Genomic DNA, 15,775 nt, shown 5'->3' on the forward strand with positions numbered 1-15,775 from the left:
TGGCATTCGAGCGCATCATCGCCAATGTACTCGTCGAGCAACCTATAAGTACCGATGTCGGCTTCTGGAAGTAACGTACGTCTCTAATAGTTCAACTACTTCGAAGGATCAAGAAGCGCCTGGTAGACCGTCGCGTGGCTGCGGTACTCCAAACGATGGTTGTCGTGGCCGCCCATACGCTGAATCATGGCGACAAAGACAACATCATTGGTTGGATCTACCCAGAACCAGGTTCCCGCCGCTCCGTCCCAGAAGAAAGTCCCTTTGCCATCGGGGAGAGTCGCTGCCAGCGGATCGAAGACAACGGCGCAGTTGAAACCATAACCGAAACCTGGCCTCATCACTTGCAAGCCTATTCCAAATTCACCCGTCAGCAGAGACTCTGGTAGATGATTCGATGTCATGAGCTTGACAGTGGCGGGTGCCAGAATGCGTTTTCCATCCAGTTCGCCTCCATTGGCGAGCATCTGCGCAAAGCGATAGTAGTCGATAGCCGTGGAGACCATGCCTCCTCCGCCTGAAGGCATCGTAGGCTGTGTCGCATAGTCTGTAGGAATACTGCTATTGGCCTCCACGGGAACAAGATGATCCTGTGCGTCCGGGCGGTAATTGGAAGCAAAGCGAGACCTCTTCTCCGCCGGAACAAAAAAGCCTGCGTCCTTCATCTCCAGTGGAACTGTAATGTGGTCGCGCACGAAATCCGGCAGCGTCTGGCCCGAGAGCTTTTCCACGATGTACCCCTCGATGTCCATGGAGGCACTATAAGTCCAGCCTTTACCCGGCTGATAGTTCAATGGAATCTTCGCAAGCTTGTCGATCATCTCCTGTAGGTTGGTCGACTGCATAACTTTCTGATCCTGATACATTGCATCGACTACAGTGTGGCCTGAACCGTAAGAAAAGCCAGCGGTATGCGACATTAGTTCACGCAACGTTGGAGGATGATCGGGGTCAACGAGGATTGCCTTGCCATCAGCATCGACACCCTTGAATACTTTGAGGTGCTCGAACTCTGGGATGTATTTCGCAATCGGGTCAGAGGGCAGCCACTTCCCTTCCTCATAAAGGATCATCATGGCGACGCCTGTAATTGGCTTCGTCATGGAGTAGTCCCGAAAGATAACATCCTTGGTCATTGAAGTACCGCTTGCGATATCGCGCTGTCCATAGGTGCGATAGTCAACGATCTTGCCGTGTCGCGCCAGAATCGTGACGGCGCCAGCTAACTGCTTTCCGTCGACCTCCTGCTGGATCAAGGCATGCAGCCGTTCCAAGCGCTCACTGGAAAAGCCGACGGTTTCGGGCTTCACAATAGCCTCATCGGGGGCATTATGAGCTGGCTTTTGAGCGATGCATGGGACTGCTACTGTTGTAGCGATGAGCAGGCCCATCATCGTAAAGCGTATTGTACTTGCGATTCGAATTTTCTTCATGGACTTTCCGCTTGCACGAGATTGATACGTTCTTCGATGGGATAGCCCAGGAGTCTCGCAACCTTCAATGATCCTTCGATCGTTGCCAACCGTTATATCAGAGAAAATGGGTTATACGATCCAGGCTCATATATCAGATCTATGATTTTTTCGGAAGCTGAACGCAAGGACGTTTTTTAATGCACGGGCTTGCCTAACTCGTGCTGGAAGGCAGGCTTTGCTATTTTCAAGAAACGGATGTCAAGGGGTTCTTGAAGAATGACTTGCCGCGAATATGGCTGATTGCTTGAATCCCAAGGGCCAATGCACCGGCGGCAATACACCGATATGAATCTCTTCAGCATCCTTGATCGATGAAGCTATACCTCTGCAGCCCAACAACAGAGGTCGGACTCTGATATGCCTAATGAATGCGGCGCATCATACCCCGCTCATTGGTTCCTAGAAATGCTCATCGACGGATCTCCATGAAAATTTCGTGGGCCGAAATAAGAACTATTTACAATGCCTTAGTCCGATTAGTATCGGATACATATGGAGGAATTCCCCTTGCGTAAATTTTGTCTCGTTCTGCTGCTCTGCCTCTCAACCGCAGCTATCGCTGGATCGGCCAAACAGATATACGCTTACAAGCTCAAAACCATCGACGGCGAGCCTACGACGCTCGCTCCCTATAAGGGCAAGGTCCTCCTCCTCGTCAACGTCGCGAGCGCCTGCGGGTATACCCCGCAGTATGCCGCTCTCGAATCCGTCTACGAGAAGTACAAGGATCGCGGTCTCGTCATTGTAGGCATTCCCGCCAATAACTTTGCCAATCAGGAATCAGGCACCGAAGCCGAGATCAAAACCTTCTGCAATCGGAAATACCATGTCACGTTTCCTATGATGTCCAAGGTCTCAGTCAAGGGAGACGACGAAACTCCACTTTACCGTTATCTCACCGACAAGTCTGCTAACCCGACCATCGGTGGGGATATCAAATGGAATTTCACCAAGTTCCTGATTGCCCGCAACGGCAGCCCGATCACCCGCTTCGAACCGGCGACTAAACCGGATTCCCCCGAAGTAATCTCTGCTATCGAAGCTGCCCTCAAATAGAGCCCTGACAAAGAAAACCAGAGACTTTCTGAATCCCTGGATGTCGAGTTCAAAATGAATTACTACCGAGGCAACATGCAGAAGGTCTAGCCCAAAGCTAGCCCTTCTGCATTCATCAATTTTCCTGACCGGCAACGTCTCTTCCCTATCGGGTGCAATCAGATGCTGAACTACCCAAGCCCGACGAACAGACTTTTCAAACTTCAGCATGACTGGGCGGAAGCTCGAAAAAATGCAGACATGCGTTCATCATGGTTACCGTTTTCCAAAGTGGTACGCCGGTCCGACATTTAGTTGAAACCAGTTATCATCGTGGTCGTATGCACGTTTGTTGACTGTGGCTGGAAAGCAATTTCAACGTTGCAGCTCGAATACGGTTTGCTTGTTGGCGGTATCGACCAGGGCTCGGCCGCGCTGGAGCGTGAGCGTCATGCGATGACCGCCGATGGTGACGGTGTAAATGCCGCTCTCGGCATCGAAGGCAGCCCATGTACCAGTGCCGCCATTCGAAGAGAGTATCTTGCCATTGGCAAGGAATCTGACGGCTCCAAGCGCGGGTTCGCCCGAAAATATTAACTTCTGGGCATAGGTGCCGACAATCGGGTCAGGACCGGCGGAGGCGTTGCCGAAGGAGACGTTTCCGGTGACGACGATGATGTATGGAGTCGTCTGGCGCACGAGTTTGCTATTAACCGGAGAGACGCCTACCAGAACGCGCGTGCGCTGGGTTACGGAACCCTCGTAGACCGCGCCCGTGGGGCCATCCTTATGGGTGATTTGAGATCCGGCAGTCTTGGGATTGAAGACGGCAGCAAAGGAGGGCTTGCCGCCCACGTCGAAACCTTCCTGCGCACCACTGAAGGTCCAGGCGATGTGAAACTTGCCGGGCTCGGCGTAGAAGTAGTAATAGTGGTCGCCGACAAAGCTGTCGATGAGTGCCTGGTTGTTGCCCTGATGCAAAGGTGAGGGAGCGTCCAGTTTGAGCGATTGGGCAGTCGCCATGCTCATGTTGAGCAGAGTGCAGGCTAGAACACATGCGAGAGCAATGCGTCCAGGCAATGAACGCGCGGCCAGGGTTAGAAGTTCACGGTGAGCGATTTTCATTGTTGACTCCTGAGTGAGAATCTCCGAGCAGTCACCTTTTTCCGAAGTGGAGTGCTGCGCCTGCGGTAAATCGAAGGTTGTTTTGATGGTTGTCTGCTTTGTTGGGGAATGTTGTGACGAAGTAGTCGACCTGGGCGAGTCGGAGGGTAATTTTTCGGTTTAGGTTGAACTCGACACCTCCTCCCAGGGTCGAGCCGAAGACCGTTGACGAAGCGGCTCCGCCCGAGTTGGCCGGAGCCAGTCCTCCGGTTGCCCGGACCGCTCCGAGCAGCACCTGAGCGTAGGGAACGAAGCGAGCCTGCGGCCTGCGGTAGAAGAAGCGGGGCCCCAGCAGAAACGACGTCAGCGTCAGGTCGAGACCGCTGGCATCTACCTTCGAGGCATGCACGGCTCCGACCTCGAACACGGTGGCGAACTGAGGTCCCAGATGATAGGCATACGATCCGCTGCCGCCGTTCATGGAAAACATCCGCATCCTCCCGGCGGCGCATTGGTGTGGAGGTAGGTGTAATCCAGCGCGATCTCATGGGATGGCTGAGCCTGCGCCATCAGGTTGACGGAGGCGATCGACAGGAGCGACAGGGCAAGGAGTGAACGCATGGTCATAGGTCCTCGTTTACTGCACGGTCAGCGTGACTGTGGTTGAGTGGGTGTCCGATCCGCTGGTTCCGGTCACGGTGATGGTGTAGGTTTTGGCGGACGACGGCAGCGCGAAGCCGGCACCGCAGCCTGTCGTTGACACCGCGATGCCGAACAAGGCAACGATGCAGGCAAGGCTCGCGAAGAGCCCTCGGCTTTTCTTCCCGAGGCTGAGTCTCTTGCCTGGGATGAGCAGCAGCAGGGCTGCGAAGACTGGTGCCGTGAAGGGCCACCGTGGAAGGCCGTTTCCTCTTGCCATCTGAGGAGAGGCTGTCCGGATGGTCATGGTGGACTGGGCAGCGGAGTCTCCGGGCGTGACTGAAGCGGGCGAAAAGGAGACCGTCGCTCCGGCCGGAAGGCCGCTCGCGGCGAGGGCGACCGCCTGGGCAAAGGCGCCGCCCGTCGAAGCGACGTTTACGCTGTAAGCGGCGCTGCTTCCCGAGGTGATGCTTTGGGAGGCTGGGGTCGCGGTCACGGTGAAATCGGCGGCAGCCGGTGACGCTGTGCCCGTGCCTGTTAGTGTGCTGCTCTGCGGTGAGCCGGGGGCGTTGTCGGCAATGGTTAGCGTCGCGGTGGCAGAGCCGACGGCGGAAGGCGTAAACGTTACGGAGATCGTGCAGGAAGAGCCTGCGGCAAGAGACGCTCCGCAGTTGTTCGACCCGACAGCGAAGGCCTTGGTTCCGCCGAGGGAGATGGAACTGATCGACAGAGCCGCGTTTCCATGGTTGGCAAGGGTGAAGGTCTGGGCTGCGCTGCTGCTGCCGGTCGCAACGCTGTTGAAGTTCACAGAGGCGGGGGTAAGGGCGGCTTGAGGAGTCGCTGTGGTAGCGGAGGCTCCGGTGCAGGAGAGAGCGATGTACTGCTGAACCAAGGGTGAGGGAAAGTTTGCTCCGAGGTCTGCGGTGACAGTTCCTGACGCAGACGGTGTGCAGGTGATGGCAACGGAGCAGCTTGCCCCGGCTGCCAAGGTGGAGCCGCAGTTGTTGGTCTGGGCGAAGGAACTGGTGTTGGGGCCGAAGAATCCGAAGCTGGTGATGGTCAACGCAGCGGTGCCGGAGTTCAACAGTGTGGCTGTCTGCGCTGTGCTGGTGGTTCCGACGGTGAGGCTGCCGAAGTTGATGGTGGACGGGGTGAGTATGGGATGGGGTGCGGCCGTGGTGACGACCCCGGTTCCGGAGAACTGCATGGCTCCGAGGCCGGTGGTGTCGAAGAGTGTGGATGGCGTCGTGGTGAGGCTACCGGAGTAGGTAAACGCCGTGGCCGATGGAGGCGTGAAAGTATAGCTCAGGTCGCAGCTTGCAGCGGGGGACAACTTAGTGGGTGGGCTGCCGGCGGGATTGCACTCACCGGTCGAGGTTGCAGGGGCGAAGGTCCCATTGGACGGCAGCGAGCCGGAAAAGATAAAGGGCTGGTTGCCGAGGTTCGAGACCGACGCGGAGAGGGTATACGAGGATCCGAGGTTGACGTTGCCGAAGATGTAGTTCTGCTGGGTTCGATCGAGGAAGAGCAGTTGCTTGTCCGCGCCGTCGCCGACGAGAAGATCCCCAAATGAATCGACTGCCACGGCGACCGCGCTGTAGAGGCCGTTCAAGCTCAGGGTTGAGGTGGACTTATCGGGATGGACTACGGTGATGTTGCCGGTGTTAGCAGTGACGACGTAGGCGTTGCTTGCGGCGTCTACGCCGAAGCCCGTAGCACCGGAGAGGCCGGAGGCTAGCTGGGTGGTGGCTCCGGCGATGCTGTAGCTCCAGAGATTGCCGCTCGACTCGAGTGCGTAGACGTTCTCATAGGGGTCGATGGCGACGGCGGTGATGGTGCCGAGGCTGGAGGTTAGAGTGATGGAGGTGGTGGCGGGAGGAAGGAGGATGGGCGGGAGGTCCTGGCGGACGACTCTGGCGACGACTCCGGTGCCGCGGCCGCTTCCGCCGAGGACCAGGTTCGTATCTCCGTCGAGGGCGAACGCGGTGGGCGAGCTGACGGCGGTTCCCTCGCCCGTGCCCTTATAGCTTACGGTCTGGGTTCCGGAGGGATCGAGGCGAAGAATCTCGTTGAGGCCGGTGTCGAGGACGTAGACGGCTCCGCTGGCATCGACCGCGACCTGGGTCGGGGATGAGAGGCCGGTGAAGCCGAGCTTGACGGGCGAACCGGTGGTTGAAACCTTGAAGACGGTCTTATTGGCCGTGTCGGAGACGTAGCGGTCTCCGGCAATGTCGAGAGCGACGCCACCGATGGTGGAGGCTCCGGAACTGATCTGCGAGGGGATACCGGGGGAAAAGGCCGCGCTACCCCCGATGCCGATGGTCCAGAGAGGAAGGGTGCTGGACGCGCCGTTGTAGGTGGTGGTGAAAGAGCCCTCATTGAAGCCGGCCGACTGGGGGGACGGTTCGATGTACTGGTAGCACATGCCGGTGGGGTTGTAGCAAGACATGCCGGAATCTAGTTGGAAAAGTTTGGCTGGGGCAGCGGCGATGGTGAAGGTGGGGAGGCTCTGAGGGGACTGGTAGATGAGGCTGGTGAGGAGTCCGGTGGGGCCGCCATTGTTGACGACACTGTCGGGGGTGCGGCCAGAGGTGGGGGCGACAATGTCGACGCGGGGGCCAATGGCGAGGTAGATGCGACCGTGGCTATCGCTGGCCATGCCGATGACGGGGTTGCCGCCGTCGTTGACCTGGACCTGGTTGCCGGTGGCATCAATGCGCAGGAGGATATTGTGTCCGGTGTCGCTGACGAAGATATTGCCGAAGGCGTCCCCGGCGATGCCTCCGGGGAATCCGGCGCTGGCGTAGATGGGGATTTGTGTTCCGTCGGTGTCGATCTCGAAGAAGCCCTGGACATGGTCAGCGAAGAGGAGCTTGTTTTGACTGGTGAGGCCGATGCCTCGCAGGTTGGGGAGACCGGTAATGACATCGGTCTGGGTGCCGGTGGAGATCACTAATTTAACGATGCGGCCGTTTTTGGGATCGGCGATGTAGAGGATGTCGTTGCTGCGGTCGTAGGCCAGCCATGTTGGGCCATTGAGGCCGGTGACGGTGACAACTGTCTGGATGCCGGAGGGGGGCATCTTGAGGATGCGGTTGTTACCCATGTCGGCGGCGTAGAGGTTTCCGGCCGTGTCGAGGGCGAGGCCGGTGGGACCGTTGAGGCCGGTGAAGGGGAGCTTGGTGACGTTGCCGAAGGTGTCTTCCTTCTTGATGAAGTTGAGGGCCTGGTCGGCAATATAGAAGTTGTCTGCGGTGTCGACGGCGACGCCCTGGACGTCGAAGACTGATCCGCTCTGGAAGAGCGTGGTGCCCTGGGTGCCGACGAAGGTGAGTGGGGCATCGGTGACCTGGATGGTGGTGGAGGTGGTAGAAGCGGTGTAGTTGGTGCTGCCGGAGAAGTTGATGGTGACGGCATGGTTGCCGATGGCGAGCGTGCCGAGATTGACGTAGGCGGTGCTGTTGGTGAGCGTGCCGGACTTGGCGGAGCCTCCGTCGACCGAGACCGTGACAGTGCCGGACTGGCCGATACCGGTGCCGGAGTTCATATCGCGGACGATGACGGTGGCGGTGACGGTGTCGATGTAGGTGGGGCCGTTAGGGGTGAGGTTGGCGTCCACGTAGCTGGTTTTTTGCGCGAGGAGAGTCGGGGTGCAGCAGCAGGAGGCCAGGATGGCTAGTGCGACGAGGATGACCAGGTGGAGAGTTCGGCGTTGGGGTTGGGGGGGCTTAGGCCGAAGGACGGCTGGGGGCAGAGGCAGGGGTGCTGTCCCGGAGGCAGGAGTTTGAGAGGAGCGCAGGTGCGAGAGGAAGGTATGGTTCACGAGAGTTCTCCCAGATGGTTTGTGGCTGGAGAGTTACGGTAGTCCGGTTTTTGACGAGTGTTCGCCGGAGAATGCCGGAGAGTGTCAGCAGTTGGGAGGAGTGGCATCAGAGACTCTCCTTGAGTTCTTCAAACGACCTTTGGCAGATCCGTAGTTGACCGGCCGGGGAGACCTGCAGGTGCAGGCCGGATTGCCGGAGTGTGTGGTGGATGCGGTCCACGCTGGGAGGAACATCCCCGTCCGCCCGGACAGCGATGGTGATCCAGGGGCTACCGCAAGTGGGACAAACTATCGGCGTGTTCGCAGCATCCAGTTCGCCGTCCAGAACGTGGAGCGTTGAACCCGCAACCGTGATGGTTACTTTGCGATGCTGGAACTCGATTGAGATCCGCTTCGTTCTTTTCATGGCGTCCCTGGTCAAGCGAGATGGACTGGCAATGTCGCTTCCGAGCTTGAGAGTCGGCATTGCTATACTTGGCTCGTCTGGATTCCGTAGAGATCTCCGAGTCCGCTCCCCTCGGCACAACCTGTTCTCCCACGGCTGCCGGGATGGCGTCCTCAAGTCCGGATCAACTGCCTCTCAATTGAATCTCAATCGGCCCATGTCCTTTATTGCGAATGGTTTAGTCAAGTTTGAAGAATATGAGATCGATCGCTCCCGATGGCAGTTGAGTTGGGGTGACAAACCTCTGCCGCTCAACCGGAAGACCTTCGACCTGCTTCTTTACCTGGTGGACCATGCCGACCGGGTGGTTGGGAAAGATGAACTTCTACGCAGGCTTTGGCCGGAATCGTTCGTAGAAGAGAGCAACTTGACCCAGCACATCTTCCTGCTCCGTAAGGCGCTCTCGCGGCACGAATCCGGAACGAAGATTATCGAGACCATTCCTGGGCGTGGCTATCGCTTTGCAGCCGTCATCAAGGAGCAGCAGCCGGCTACGGATCGAATGGTCATCAGCGCCAGCGAATCCATCACCCGGATCACCCTTGAAGAAGAAGTGGACACATCGGAACCGGCTTCCCATGAACTCGAAGTCACCCAGCCGCTGCTGTCCACTCCCTCTGGAAAGCGTCGTATCCATTGGATAGTCGGTGGATTGATCGTCGGCGTGGCGCTTTGCGTCGCAGGCTGGTTCGGCTGGCAGCGCTGGCTCGACCGCTCGGGCGGTGCGCCGGTGCAGGTGGTACTAACGCCGATAGAAGGCACGACCGGCGACGCCATCCTCGACAAATCGCTGACTCAGGCTCTCCGTATGGATCTGGCGCAGAGTCCCTATATCACGGTCGTGCCCGCCTCCAGTGTTCTGGCCACGCTTACCCAGATGATGCACAAGCCGGACGACACAATAACCCCGGCGATGGCGCGCGAAGTCTGCGAGCGCACGAACAGCCAAGCCGTTTTATCCGGAAGTCTTGCCAGGATCGGTCAGCACTATCTAGTCACTGAAGAGGCCAGCAACTGCGTAGACGGCTCAGTGATTGGGCAGAGCAAGTATGAAGTGGAGACGGCGGAAGAATTGCCTCGCGCTATCGATAAGCTGGCCGCAACCCTGCGCCGCAACCTCGGAGAGTCGCGGCGCAGCATCGCCCGCTTCAACATGCCGCTCTTTGCCCAGAACACTTCTTCACTGGATGCGCTTAAAGCCTGGACGCAGGGGGTGGAAGCGGACCGCAGGGGAGATACAGTTCGAGCGATCGCCTTCTACAAACTGGCTGTCGCTGCCGATCCCAACTTTGCCTGGGCCTATTACAGTCTTGCCACCACCTCTTCCAATGCTGGCGATTATGCCGCAAGCCGCGAGGCAAGCGCCAAAGCCTATAGCCTGCGCGACACCGCGGGCAAGCCGCAGGCCTTTGCCATTAACGCGCTTTACAATGTGCTGGTCACACAGGACCTGTATGAGAGTTTGCGGAACTACCAGACCTGGGCGGGTCTCTACCCCAATTCATCATTGGCCTGGAACGGGCTGGCCTATGTGCAGGCGAATCTTGGCCGGTACACCGATGCAGCCGTCAGCGACGGACGGTCAGTGGCGCTTGCACCGCAAAACCAGAATTACCTGAACACACTGGCTCTTAGCCTGATCCAGTCTGGCGAATCTGATGAGGCGAGGAAGACGCTGGACCAGGCAGTAGCGATGAAGATCGACGACAACTACATTCGGGTGCGGTATCTCGAACTGGCCTATCTGCTGCATGACGAATCGTTGCTGCGCGCACAGAGGCAGTGGTCAGACGCGCACCCGAGGAGTGCGATTGTATTGGTGACGGAAGTAGAAATTGCGATCGCCGAAGGGCGATTTGCGGACGCCCGAAGACTTCTCGCGAGAAGCAACCAGCTCTATCGCGAGCAGGGGGTTGAGGGAGCGGCGGATCAGTACACCAAGGCTACGGCCGTCGAGATGATGGAGGCGGGAGATGGAAGCGAGGCTAAGAGTCTATTCTCGAGAACTCCCGCGGACCTCGAAGAAGGTGAAGAAGTTTTAGGGCTTGCATATTCGGGAAACATCTCCGCAGCTCAGTCTGCCATCCGCGCGATGCAAACGAAATACCCTAAAGGAACGCTGTGGCATCTCTACTGGGGACCGCTGACGCAGGCGGTGATTGCACTGCGAGAAAACAAGGCCAAAGAGGCGGCGGCCGTGCTCGAGACAGCACGGCCGGTGGAAAACCGTGAGCTCGTGGTTCCCTGGTTGCGAGGCAACGCCTATCTCGCATCCGGCCAACCCACCCTTGCCGAGGCGGACTATCGCAACGTAGTCACGCATCCTGAGAGGGATCCTACTTCACCAAGCATTTCGCTCTCCTGGCTAGGGCTTGGCCGGGCCTTCGCCGCCCAAGGCAAGCGGTCTGCCGCCATCGATGCCTACCAACACTTTTTTACCCTATGGGCTCACGCCGATCCCGATGCAATGTACCTCAGGCAAGCCAAACAAGAGTTCGCTACCTTGCAAACAATTGCGTTGGCCAAATAGGTGGGTCAAAGGGGAAAAGCTTGATCCATTCCATATCTAAAAAGCGAACGGTCCCCTAGACCTTATAACGTTCGTCTGGTGAGCGCGGCGAGTGCAACGGTGCTGGCGACGAATCCGGGCGTGGCTGCATCGAACGCACTGACAGCTACGATCAACTAAAGTCTTAGGCGGTGGGTTGCATGAGTCGTCCTTCGCAGCCCTCTTCCTCAGAACCGAGGCATTAGTTTTTTTAAGTTTAAAGAGTGGAGGTGAGGTTGCGTCATAGGCTCTATCCGGCGATCCTGATCGCGGTCTTTGTCTTGAGCCGAGGAGTTGCTCTTGCGGCCGGTCTGCGCTACTCGACCATCGAGCTGGTCTGGTTCTGGCAGGTGCTGGATCTGGACGTCCTGCATCACCATCTTGCGCGCGGGCTCCTGAACCTGCATGGCCAGCCGCCGCTCTATAACGGACTTATCGGACTGGCGCTGAAGCTGGCCGGGGACTCCTTCGGCTGGGTGCTACTGGGCCTGCAATTGTTGCTTGGGCTGGCGGCGACGCTCTCGATCTACCTCTGTCTGGTGCGTCTTCGGCTGTGGCCGAGCATCAGCTTCTGGGTTGCGCTTTTTCTCCTTCTCAATCCCTCGGCGATCCTGTTCGAGTTCGATGCACTGTACACGCAACTGGTCTATGCGGGGCTGTGCGTGATGGCCCTTGCGATCACCGGTTACGTGCAGACGCGGGCCTCCGCGTGGCTTTGGACGACGTTGGGGCTGGGCCTTGGCCTGACGCTGGTACGAGCTACTTATCAATGGATGTGGCTGGCAGCGCTCTGTGTGCTGCTGTGGTGGCTTCTGCCGGAGGCCCGTCGGCGCACGACGCCGATTTGTCTGACGGTTCTGGCGCTCTCGCTGCTCTGGCCGTTCAAGAACCTGGTGCGCTTCCATCACTTTACCTCCAGCACCTGGGCTCCTTATAGCGTGGCCAAGCACTGGAGCGCGAGCGATCCGGCCGTCGCGGCGTGGGCTGCCACCGGAAAACTGCCGACCTTTACCTACTCTGAATCTGAGGGGGCGGAAAAGGAGAACGAGTGGCTCAGGGAGCGCTGGCGCGCACCGAAACGGGGCGCTCCTGAGCTGGACGAGCTGACTAAATCCGTCGGCGGCGCGGCCAACTGGAACTCGCTCGCGCTGCTGCGGATGCACGACGCACAGGCGAAGGACGTCAGTTTTTTGCTGCGGCATCATCCCCTGCCCGTGCTGGTTGAAGCTGTCAAGGGCGTGCGACTGTACTTTGAGCCGACCTCCCGCTACTTTCTCATCTCTCAGGACGAGGCCGCGAGTGAGTACCGCAAACTCGCGTCGATCACCCACTCAATCGACCGGACGTGCTGCAACCTCTTCGGCCTCCCGCCTGACTTTCGCAGCGACTACCGTCCTCCCAATCAAGCTGCTTTGAAGGACCACTCCACACCGTTGCAGCTATTTCAGCGGTTGTGCGTGGGAGCAATCGCGATCTTTGCCCTGATGCTGGCGGCGTTGGCATCCACAACGAAGCAGTCTTTCTGGCGTAACGATCCCGACCGCAGAGTAGTGACGATCCTGCTGGGTTGGAGCGTTGTGTGGGTCTTCGTGGTGACCAGCCTGGTGGAGACAGGCGAGAATATGCGCTTCCGCTTCGAGACGCAGGCTCTGGCAATGGTGATGGTGGCAGTCTTCACGCAGCAGCTCTGGGATAGCCGCCGCAGACGGCTTATCGACCCACACTAACTTTTATCTTCCAGACGTCGCTGGTTTTTCTGTACATCTTTCCGCGATACTAAAAACTATGGACGATAGTAGTCTCCGCCCTGCGCTCACTCGCCGGAGTTTCACCCGCCTCTCCGCGCTGGCGGCGGGCTCTTCCCTGCTTGGCCGAGCTTCTGCCGCGCAGCCTGTTCCACTCGCCGAGCCCGATATCCGCCTCGAGATCGCTCCGTACACCCTGGAGGCGTCGCCCAAACACCGCTTCCGCACCGTGGCCTACAACGGGCAGGTCCCCGGCCCCTTGCTGCGCATGCGGCAGGGCCGCCAGCAGACGGTCGAGGTGCGCAACCTGACCGCCGATCCCGAGGTGGTCCATTGGCATGGGCTCTTTCTTCCCTCTTCGGTCGATGGAGCGATGGAGGAAGGCACGCCGATGATCGCTCCGGGCGCGACGGCTCGCTACAGCTTTACCCCCGATCCGCAGGGATTTCGCTGGTTCCACACCCACACCTTCGCGGGCAAGGACATGAGCAAGGCGCAGTACGGAGGCCAGCACGGCTTCCTGATGATTGATGCTCCAGATCGACCCGGTGCATACGACCAAGAGGTCTTTCTGGCTCTGCACGACTGGGGCGGGCGTCTCGCAGGCGGCGACGACGGCTCCATGAACCCTACCTACGAGGTCTCGACCATCAACGGCAAGATGCTTGGAGCCGGAGAGCCGGTGCGGGTCAGGCAGGGGGAGCGGGTTCTGATGCATCTGCTCAACTCCAGTCCAACCGAGGTCCACTGGGTTGCGCTCGCCGGGCACAGCTTCCGCGTGATCGCGCTCGACGGCAATGCGGTGCCCAGCCCGCGTACTGTGCCGATGCTGCGCCTCTCGCCTGCCGAGAGGGTCTCGGCCATCGTCGAGATGAACGCGCCCGGCGTATGGGTTTTGGGTGAGGTGCGGAAGCATATTTACGATGCGGGGATGGGGATCGTGGTCGAGTACTCCGGAGCCAAGGGCCAGCCCTCTTGGAACCAGCCGGAGAAGCTCGAGTGGGACTATACGCAGTTTGCCAGTGTTGACAGTGCGGGTGCGGCCGATGCCATCCGGATCGAGCTGACCTTCGACTCCAAGTTTAAGGGCCACGGCAGCCAGGAGCTCTGGCAGATTAATGGGAAGTCATACCCGCATACGGATGAGCCGGTCTTGCAGGCCGGGCGGCGCTACCGGTTGGTGCTGAAGAACCTCAGCATCGACGATCATCCAATCCATCTGCACCGGCACACGTTCGAGGTGCGCCGGGTGGATGGCAGTGCCGAGCTTGCGGGGCTCAGGAAGGACGTTGTCCTCGTCCGTTCGAAGACCACGGCAGAGGTAGAGTTTCTGGCCGATCATCCCGGCAGGACTCTGCTGCACTGTCACCAGCAGGACCACATGGATCGGGGCTTTATGATGGTGTTTCGCTATGCGTAAGCTGCGCCGCTTTGTTTTATTCAGTTTTCTCCTGTTCGCCTGCCTGCTGACCACGGCGCAGGGACAGGGCAACTACGAGATCCAGGTCTACGGCTCCGACACGCTGGCACCCAAAAACCTGATGGTCGAGCTTCACTCGAACTACACCATCTCCGGCCAGACCAAGACTATCGACGGCGTGTATCCCACGAATCATCAGGAACATGAGACGCTTGAGCTAACCCAAGGCATTAACAACTGGTCCGAGGTAGGCTTCTACGTCTTCACCAGCGAGCAGGACGGCCACGGCGTGCAGTGGGTCGGAGACCATATCCGCCCGCGCGTGCGTGCTCCCGATAGCTGGCATCTGCCGGTCGGGCTCAGCCTCTCGACCGAGATCGGGTATCAGCGCGCGGTCTACTCGCCAGATACGTGGACGTGGGAGCTGCGGCCCATCATCGACAAGGCCATCGGACGCTGGTACTTAGCCCTGAACCCGGCTCTCGAGCGCACCTGGCACGGGCCGGATGTGAGTCAGGGAATCGGCTTCTCGCCGGGCGCGAAGATAGGGTACGACTTCACCAAGAAGATCAGCGGCGGCGTCGAGTACTACGCGGACTATGGCCGCATTGGCAGGTGGGACAGCCTGCACGAGCAGCAGCAGCAAATCTTCGCCGTCACTGATCTGAACGTCTCGCCCAATTGGGAGATCAACTTCGGCATCGGCGTCGGACCCACGGCCGCGACCGATCACCTTATCGTCAAGGCCATCATCGGCCGACGATTCGACTGGGGAAAAAAGAAGTCGGAGGTGCAGTAAATTCCCAGGCAATCTTCTTCGCTACCCAACGAACGGCGAGTCCGACGATAATAAGAACAGCACGCAAAAGACGTGCCCCAGGAGTCGGATGAACCGGAATCGATCTTTAGCAACACTCGCGGTTGCAGCCCTTGTTCTCGCCTGCGGCTCGCGTGCCCAGGCCCAGGCTGTAGCAACCGCTAAGCAGGCGTTTCAACTCTCGGCTTTTGGAGGCCTCAGCGGCGTCGCCACCGGGCTCTACGGAGGCGGAAACCTCAGCGTCACCGCTGGAGCGAACCTGGCCTTCCCGGGCTACTTCGGGTTTCGCCCGTCGGTCACCCTACGCGGCACCTATCCTGTCGCTAGTGGAAACGTGATTGGAGAGCGAAATGTTCTGGGGGGATTGCAGGTGGAGAGGCGCTACGGGCGCTTTCACCCCTACGGCGATATCCTCTTTGGCCGTGGGCAGATCAACTACGCTCCGGGCTATCAGCTGACCTACTACACCTTTGATTCTCAAGGGAACGATATTCTCTATACCTATACCGCTTCCTCTTCCAACGTCATCTCTCCCGGCGGCGGCGTCGACATCGACCTCACCGATCACTTCGCCGTGAAGGCCGATGTGCAGTACCAGCACTACAACACCCCGGTTACACCGATCACGCCTTCGGGCCACCTATGGGCAACCTCCACAACTCTGGGTGTCGTCTACCGGTTCGACTTCAACCATCACAGGCACTCCAGGCGCTAAGTACTCCGT

12 protein-coding genes are annotated in these 15,775 nt (G+C 58.9%); 7 read left to right on the forward strand and 5 right to left on the reverse strand.

Annotated elements, in window-relative coordinates; genetic code table 11:
- Positions 1 to 95: 95 nt before the first annotated feature.
- Complete coding sequence (locus FTO74_RS09170) at positions 96 to 1,433, reverse strand: serine hydrolase domain-containing protein (RefSeq protein ID WP_162537874.1); 1,338 nt, start codon at positions 1,431 to 1,433, stop codon at positions 96 to 98.
- A gap of 534 nt (positions 1,434 to 1,967) precedes the next feature.
- On the opposite strand from FTO74_RS09170, the gene FTO74_RS09175 reads away from it, so the two are divergent.
- Positions 1,968 to 2,531, forward strand: coding sequence for a glutathione peroxidase (locus FTO74_RS09175; protein WP_162537875.1), 564 nt, complete (start codon positions 1,968 to 1,970; stop codon positions 2,529 to 2,531).
- 354 nt (positions 2,532 to 2,885) lie between these two features.
- On the opposite strand, the gene FTO74_RS09180 is transcribed toward FTO74_RS09175, so the two are convergent.
- The 4 genes from FTO74_RS09180 to FTO74_RS09195 are packed head-to-tail and all read right to left on the reverse strand — an operon-like array spanning position 2,886 to position 8,076.
- Positions 2,886 to 3,635: a hypothetical protein gene (locus FTO74_RS09180; protein ID WP_162537876.1), complete on the reverse strand. Its 750-nt coding sequence runs from the start codon at positions 3,633 to 3,635 to the stop codon at positions 2,886 to 2,888.
- 31 nt (positions 3,636 to 3,666) lie between these two features.
- The gene (locus tag FTO74_RS09185) at positions 3,667 to 4,104 is read right to left on the reverse strand and encodes an outer membrane beta-barrel protein (protein WP_162537877.1); all 438 of its coding nucleotides are present in this window, start codon (positions 4,102 to 4,104) and stop codon (positions 3,667 to 3,669) included.
- Positions 4,092 to 4,235, reverse strand: coding sequence for a hypothetical protein (locus FTO74_RS09190; RefSeq protein ID WP_162537878.1), 144 nt, complete (start codon positions 4,233 to 4,235; stop codon positions 4,092 to 4,094). The genes FTO74_RS09185 and FTO74_RS09190 overlap by 13 nt, the downstream gene beginning before the upstream one ends.
- A gap of 16 nt (positions 4,236 to 4,251) precedes the next feature.
- Positions 4,252 to 8,076: a choice-of-anchor D domain-containing protein gene (locus FTO74_RS09195; RefSeq protein WP_162537879.1), complete on the reverse strand. Its 3,825-nt coding sequence runs from the start codon at positions 8,074 to 8,076 to the stop codon at positions 4,252 to 4,254.
- Between the two features lie 154 nt (positions 8,077 to 8,230).
- Here FTO74_RS09195 and FTO74_RS09200 point away from each other — a divergent pair, with 154 nt between their 5' ends.
- The 6 genes from FTO74_RS09200 (at position 8,231) to FTO74_RS09225 (ending at position 15,766) form a co-directional block, all read left to right on the forward strand.
- Complete coding sequence (locus tag FTO74_RS09200; RefSeq protein WP_162537880.1) at positions 8,231 to 8,416, forward strand: hypothetical protein; 186 nt, start codon at positions 8,231 to 8,233, stop codon at positions 8,414 to 8,416.
- A 262-nt stretch (positions 8,417 to 8,678) separates the two neighbouring features.
- A complete protein-coding gene (locus FTO74_RS09205) occupies positions 8,679 to 11,051 on the forward strand; it encodes a winged helix-turn-helix domain-containing protein (RefSeq protein ID WP_162537881.1) in 2,373 nt (790 codons plus the stop codon).
- 254 nt (positions 11,052 to 11,305) lie between these two features.
- The gene (locus tag FTO74_RS09210; RefSeq protein ID WP_162537882.1) at positions 11,306 to 12,796 is read left to right on the forward strand and encodes a hypothetical protein; all 1,491 of its coding nucleotides are present in this window, start codon (positions 11,306 to 11,308) and stop codon (positions 12,794 to 12,796) included.
- 58 nt (positions 12,797 to 12,854) lie between these two features.
- On the forward strand, positions 12,855 to 14,234 hold the full coding sequence (locus tag FTO74_RS09215; RefSeq protein ID WP_162537883.1) for a multicopper oxidase domain-containing protein: 1,380 nt from the start codon (positions 12,855 to 12,857) through the stop codon (positions 14,232 to 14,234).
- A complete protein-coding gene (locus FTO74_RS09220; RefSeq protein ID WP_255462592.1) occupies positions 14,227 to 15,033 on the forward strand; it encodes a hypothetical protein in 807 nt (268 codons plus the stop codon). The genes FTO74_RS09215 and FTO74_RS09220 overlap by 8 nt, the downstream gene beginning before the upstream one ends.
- An 88-nt stretch (positions 15,034 to 15,121) precedes the next feature.
- A complete protein-coding gene (locus FTO74_RS09225) occupies positions 15,122 to 15,766 on the forward strand; it encodes an outer membrane beta-barrel protein (protein ID WP_162537884.1) in 645 nt (214 codons plus the stop codon).
- The last annotated feature ends 9 nt before the right edge of the window (positions 15,767 to 15,775 follow it).

The sequence above is a fragment of the Granulicella sp. WH15 genome, assembly GCF_009914315.1.
Classification (GTDB): Bacteria; Acidobacteriota; Terriglobia; order Terriglobales; family Acidobacteriaceae; genus Edaphobacter.

Bases quoted from the DNA above. Each gene is read 5' to 3' on its own strand.
- FTO74_RS09185 (WP_162537877.1), bottom strand. From the start codon at position 4,104: ATGTTTTCCATGAACGGCGGCAGCGGATCGTATGCCTATCATCTGGGA.
- FTO74_RS09205 (WP_162537881.1), top strand. From the start codon at position 8,679: ATGTCCTTTATTGCGAATGGTTTAGTCAAGTTTGAAGAATATGAGATC.
- FTO74_RS09225 (WP_162537884.1), top strand. From the start codon at position 15,122: ATGAACCGGAATCGATCTTTAGCAACACTCGCGGTTGCAGCCCTTGTT.
- FTO74_RS09180 (WP_162537876.1), bottom strand. From the start codon at position 3,635: ATGAAAATCGCTCACCGTGAACTTCTAACCCTGGCCGCGCGTTCATTG.
- FTO74_RS09215 (WP_162537883.1), top strand. From the start codon at position 12,855: ATGGACGATAGTAGTCTCCGCCCTGCGCTCACTCGCCGGAGTTTCACC.
- FTO74_RS09190 (WP_162537878.1), bottom strand. From the start codon at position 4,235: ATGCGTTCACTCCTTGCCCTGTCGCTCCTGTCGATCGCCTCCGTCAAC.
- FTO74_RS09220 (WP_255462592.1), top strand. From the start codon at position 14,227: ATGCGTAAGCTGCGCCGCTTTGTTTTATTCAGTTTTCTCCTGTTCGCC.
- FTO74_RS09170 (WP_162537874.1), bottom strand. From the start codon at position 1,433: ATGAAGAAAATTCGAATCGCAAGTACAATACGCTTTACGATGATGGGC.
- FTO74_RS09175 (WP_162537875.1), top strand. From the start codon at position 1,968: ATGGAGGAATTCCCCTTGCGTAAATTTTGTCTCGTTCTGCTGCTCTGC.